Origin of the sequence: Flavobacterium sp. Sd200 (genome assembly GCF_009826935.1) — a bacterium.
Classification (GTDB): Bacteria; Bacteroidota; Bacteroidia; order Flavobacteriales; family Flavobacteriaceae; genus Flavobacterium.
On the sequence record NZ_WUMN01000026.1, the window covers coordinates 1 to 1,731 of the forward strand.

2 protein-coding genes are annotated in these 1,731 nt (G+C 46.8%); both read left to right on the forward strand.

Annotated elements, in window-relative coordinates:
* On the forward strand, nucleotides 1-1,462 hold a 1,462-nt coding region (locus GR160_RS19210), incomplete at its 5' end, for a DEAD/DEAH box helicase (RefSeq protein WP_202390834.1).
* A gap of 8 nt (nucleotides 1,463-1,470) precedes the next feature.
* A partial coding sequence (locus tag GR160_RS19215) for a DUF2252 family protein (RefSeq protein ID WP_160751517.1) occupies nucleotides 1,471-1,731 on the forward strand: 261 nt, incomplete at its 3' end.

Genomic DNA, 1,731 nt, shown 5'->3' on the forward strand with positions numbered 1-1,731 from the left:
CATTACTACGCTTTTCGAAAAAATCGGGGAAAGCACCACCCCGCAACGGCTCCTGTACCAGTTGCCCACCGGGGGAGGGAAAACCGTGATATTTTCTGAGATTGCGAAAAGATATATTGAAAAGTTCCAGAGGAAAGTGGTAGTACTTACACACCGCAAAGAGCTGTGTCGCCAAACATCCATAACCCTCAAAAATGCAGGGATACCCAATAAGGCTATAACCAGCGCCGTAAAATCCATAAACCGGAAAGACCAATCGCTCTGCTATGTTGCCATGGTGGAAACCCTGAAGAACAGGATTAAGTCAGGACAGATGGATACAGACAGTGTAGGCCTTGTGATCATTGATGAAGCCCACCACAACTCTTTCCAGAAACTACTTGATAAATTTAAAAATGCGACCGTTATTGGCGTTACCGCAACGCCTTTTAGTGCAGATATCAATTTACCGATGAAGAAAAACTACAGCGAACTGATTGTCGGTACCCCTATAGGCTCACTCATTGAACAGGGCTTTCTGGCACGCCCTAAAACCTGGCGGTATGACGTGGAACTCAACTCACTCATAACTGGCCAGCACGGGGACTATACCGTCAGCTCTTCCGATGCCCTTTACTCCGCCCCAGCCATGCTGGAGCTGCTCTTGCATGCGTACCACGAGCATTCCAAAAACAAAAAAACACTGATTTTCAATACCGGTATATTTACTTCCAAAGCAGTCTGCCAAATGTTTACCGATGCCGGATACGACTGCAGGCACCTGGATAACAAGACATCCCCCACAGAGCGGGATGGCATTTTAAAATGGTTTAAAAAGACCAAAGGTGCAATACTTACATCAGTCTCTATACTGACTACTGGGTTTGACGAGCCTTCGGTACAGTCCGTTATCCTGAACCGCGCGACCAACTCCCTTACCTTATACCACCAGATGATTGGCCGTGGTTCGCGCAGGCTGCCGCACAAAAAGACTTTTAACATTATTGACCTTGGCAATAATACTGACCGTTTCGGTGAATGGAACGCCCCAGTGGACTGGAAGTATGTCTTTGAAAATCCGGAGCAATACCATGAAAGCATGAGTCATCATACGGAATATGAAAGCCATACTGTACCCCCTGAAATACGTTCCAAATTCCCCAATTCCCTTGAAGTATCATTTGATGTGCAACAGGCACACCGCATGGCCACAGAAAATGGGGAGAAACCCAAAACAGTAATCCGCGATTCCATCCGCCAGCATGTCCTGATGTGCGCCGATAATGCCGAAACCATTTCAGAGGCGCTGCACCTCAGTGAAGAACTGGATAAGGAAATCAACTGGAGGGTAAAGCAATATGCCAAATGCCTGGGCAAGGTCACAAAGAATTATACCGAATGGCTGGCGGGTGATTACAAAGCCAAACTCAGGGTGCTGATACAAAAAATAATGCACAGGCGTGAAAGGCTTGCTGCCAAATAAGAAGGAGTATGGAAAATGCTACGAAAAATAGTACAGCCGTTTCTTCAAAAGAAACGCGCCACAAAATCGGTAAAGCACAAAAAAAGCTTTTCCCTATAGCATCATTAAACATTATTGAGTCAGCATGCCGGCCAAACCCTATAAATATCTTAAAAGAAAGCAGTAAGGGCAGGATACAGAGCCTTTTGCCGCTCCGCTATGAGCGCATGTCGGCCTCGCCGTTTTCCTTTTACAGGGGCAGCGCCGCCGTGATGGCCTCAGACCTATCG